Source organism: Blautia sp. AF34-10, from assembly GCF_003477865.1.
In the GTDB taxonomy this organism is placed as follows: Bacteria; Bacillota; Clostridia; order Lachnospirales; family Lachnospiraceae; genus Fusicatenibacter; species Fusicatenibacter saccharivorans.
This window is the reverse complement of the sequence record NZ_QUED01000066.1, coordinates 1-2,869: the sequence shown is the minus strand read 5'-3', so window position 1 is coordinate 2,869 and position 2,869 is coordinate 1. Positions and strand designations below refer to the sequence as shown.

General features: G+C 44.2%; 3 protein-coding genes. All 3 read left to right on the top strand.

Annotated elements, in window-relative coordinates; all coding sequences use genetic code 11:
• Positions 1–131: 131 nt before the first annotated feature.
• The 3 genes from DWZ60_RS16775 to tnpC all read left to right on the top strand — a co-directional run bounded on the left by DWZ60_RS16775 (position 132) and on the right by tnpC (position 2,814).
• On the top strand, positions 132–533 hold the full coding sequence (locus DWZ60_RS16775; protein ID WP_117761182.1) for a hypothetical protein: 402 nt from the start codon (positions 132–134) through the stop codon (positions 531–533).
• Positions 523–891, top strand: coding sequence for an IS66 family insertion sequence element accessory protein TnpB (gene tnpB, locus DWZ60_RS16770; protein WP_119222173.1), 369 nt, complete (start codon positions 523–525; stop codon positions 889–891). Before DWZ60_RS16775 ends, tnpB begins: the two co-directional genes overlap by 11 nt.
• 279 nt (positions 892–1,170) lie before the next feature.
• Complete coding sequence (gene tnpC, locus DWZ60_RS16765; protein ID WP_119222171.1) at positions 1,171–2,814, top strand: IS66 family transposase; 1,644 nt, start codon at positions 1,171–1,173, stop codon at positions 2,812–2,814.
• Positions 2,815–2,869 lie beyond the last annotated feature (55 nt).

The window sequence follows — 2,869 nt, the reverse complement described above, 5'->3', positions numbered from 1 at the left end:
GTAAACGGTAGAACCTGAGTACCTTTTTATTCACTTCAAGTTATGCCATAATCATACTCAACAAAATAACATAGTCAAAAAAGTTTAGTACTTAACTTTTTTAACTGACTATGATTCAGAGGAGGAATATTATGGCTACGCAAACCAGCCTTGTAGCTCAGCAGGTGAGGATCAGACAATGGGCAGAACAGATTCGGAATTGTCAGAACCGTCCCAAAGGGATGGATGTTGAAACTTGGTGTACCCAAAATAATCTTACAAAAGCCAACTATTATTACCGTCTCAGGCGTGTCAGGCAGATATACCTGGATCAGATGCAGGACACAGAAACCACTGCTTTTGTGGAACTGCCCGCACCTGCACCAGATCCAAAGAAAACAGATACTTCAAAAGAATCCGGTACATGCATTTCGGCAGGAACTCTGCCAATGATCCGTATTAAAAATACCAGGGGACTGTCAGTTGAGATATTTTCCGGTACTTCACCGGAAATGCTCTGCCATCTCATAAAGGCTTTTACCCATGCTGAATGATGCAGATGCTTCCGGATTTAAAAAGGTGTATCTGGCGATGGGATTTACGGATCTCCGTCGTGGGATCGATGGACTGGCAACGATCGTACGCTTTCAGTTTAAGCTTGATCCTTACGACAAAAATACACTGTTTCTTTTCTGTGGAAGAAGATGTGACCGGATCAAAGCACTGCTCTGGGAAGGCGATGGTTTTCTCCTTATGTACAAGAGACTCGATAATGGTGCATTCCGGTGGCCCCGTTCGGCAGATGAGGCAATGGCGATCACAGACGACCAGTACCGTATGCTGATGCAGGGACTGGAGATCGTTGCACGCCATCCGATCTCTGAGCTGAAAGAGACACTCCGCATTATGTAGCCTGTGCAAAATGCCGAAAATAAAAAAGTACCAAAACTGTAAAAATGATGTGTATCAACCGGATGAAAAAGGTTATCCACAAACAGTCTTTTCTCATTCCATTTGTTATCGTGTGAATAGAAAAACTGTTGTGGATAATACATCTGAAAAGCTGTAAAACAACGGCTTTCCAGATGTATTATCCACCGTCATTATGACGAAAGCCCATATCTGAAGGATTGGCGGAAATACAAAAATTCTGTTATAATCGGAATCAGTATAAAGACAGGAGTTCCGGTTATGACGATCAAGTACACAAAAGAACAACTGAATAAGTTTGATAAGGATCTGCTGATAGAGCTTTTTCTTGGGATGCAGGGACAGATGGAAGAATTGTCCAGGCAAACGCAGGCCTTAAATGACAGGATGCAGCTGATGATGGAACAGATGGTCCTTTTTCAGAAGAACCGTTTTGGCAGATCCAGCGAAAAAATGGCGGATTCTGAACAGATACGTTTCATGGAAGTGGACGGGACTATCGTATTCTTTAATGAAGCAGAGGCAGTCTGCGACCTGGATGCACCGGAACCTGATGACCTGGAATTGAAAGCACCCAAAAAGAAAAAACAGCCAGGGAAAAAAGCGGCTGATATAGCAGGGCTGACAGTAAAACGTATTGATCACTATCTGAAAGAGGAAGAACTGACGGCTGAGTTTGGTGAAAACGGATGGAAACAGCTTCCGGATGCCATTTCCCGATGTTATCAGTTCATTCCGGCCAGTGTCGTGATAGAGGAACATCATATCGGCGTTTATTCCAGTAAACTGGATGAACACATGATAAAGGCACCCCATCCCAGAAATCTGCTTCATGGAAGCCTTGTATCCCCGTCCCTTGCTGCGGCAGTCATAAATGGTAAGTATGTAAATGCGGTACCTCTCTACCGTCTTGAAAAAGAATTCGAAAGGTACGGGCTTGCCATTACCAGACAGAACATGGCGAACTGGATGATCCGTCTTGGGGAAGAATATCTGGGAACCATGTATGATTATCTGCATAAACTTCTGTATGATTATCATGTGATACAGGCAGATGAGACTCCTGTACTTGTAAATAAGGACGGGCGTCCTGCCGGCAGCCAGAGTTACATGTGGGTGTACCGGTCCGGCTTTATGTACCGGGATCGTCAGATCATCCTTTATGAATACCAGAAAACGCGTAATGCATCCCATCCCCGGGAATTCCTGAGGGATTACACCGGGATCTGTGTTACGGATGGGTACCAGGTATATCATACATTGGAAAAGAAGCGTGAAAATCTGAAGATTGCAGGCTGCTGGGTTCACTGCAGGCGCAGGTTTAACGATGCACTGGAAGTGATACCCAAAGCACACCGAAAGGAATCAATCCTGCATCTGATCATGAAACAGATACAGGCCATTTACCGGGAAGAGGGAAAACTGTCTGATTTTTCTACGGAAGACAGGCTCATGCAGCGTCAGCTTGTGGTAAAACCACTGGTGGATGCTTTCTTTGCGTACCTGAAACAGAATGAACCTAAGATTCCAAAGAACGGTAAAATACGGGAAGCATTTACATATGCACTGAACCAGGAAAGCTACCTGAAAGTTTTTCTGGAAGATGGGGATGTTCCAATAGACAACAATGCCAGCGAACGTGCGATCCGTGGATTCTGTATAGGGAAGAAAAACTGGGAGATGATCGATACGGTCAATGGAGCCAATAGTTCAGCGATCATCTACAGTATCGCAGAAACTGCAAAGGCGAATAACCTGAAACCTTTCGATTATTTCGAATATCTGCTTACGGAGATTCCCAAACATGTAGATGACAAAAACATAGATTTTCTTGCAGAACTTCTGCCATGGTCAGATATGTTGCCCGAAAACATTAGAAAGCCGCAAAAAGCCAGCGGAAAATAAACAGACCGCAAAAGCGGTCTGCTATTTGTCAAGGTGCTCGTATTCTACCGTTTAC

What these genes read in the sequence shown, in the direction of transcription:
- tnpB (WP_119222173.1), top strand. Translation starts at nt 523, where the DNA reads ATGCTGAATGATGCAGATGCTTCCGGATTTAAAAAGGTGTATCTGGCG.
- tnpC (WP_119222171.1), top strand. Translation starts at nt 1,171, where the DNA reads ATGACGATCAAGTACACAAAAGAACAACTGAATAAGTTTGATAAGGAT.
- DWZ60_RS16775 (WP_117761182.1), top strand. Translation starts at nt 132, where the DNA reads ATGGCTACGCAAACCAGCCTTGTAGCTCAGCAGGTGAGGATCAGACAA.